General features: G+C 54.9%; 1 rRNA gene. It reads left to right on the top strand.

The window, feature by feature from the left end:
- Positions 1-255 (top strand): 23S ribosomal RNA (locus tag V6B97_RS17330); the annotation flags it as partial.

Below are 255 nucleotides of genomic sequence, written 5' to 3'. Positions count from 1 at the left end.
TTGACTACTAGGCAGGAGAAGAGAGCTGGAAAGCTCCGCCATAGCAGGTGATAGCCCTGTATCCGAACCCGAACGTCACTCTAGGGGCACCTGAGTACCGCGGGGCACGTGAAACCCCGTGGGAATCTGGGAGGACCATCTTCCAAGGCTAAGTATTCGCTGGCGACCGATAGTGCACCAGTACCGTGAGGGAAAGGTGAAAAGAACCCCTGTCAGGGGAGTGAAATAGAACCTGAAACCTGTTGCCTACAAGCT

Origin of the sequence: Nitratidesulfovibrio sp. 1201_IL3209 (assembly GCF_036763125.1) — a bacterium.
Classification (GTDB): Bacteria; Desulfobacterota; Desulfovibrionia; order Desulfovibrionales; family Desulfovibrionaceae; genus Cupidesulfovibrio.
Note: the sequence above shows the minus strand (reverse complement) of the source record. Positions and strands in the feature narration are given on the sequence as shown.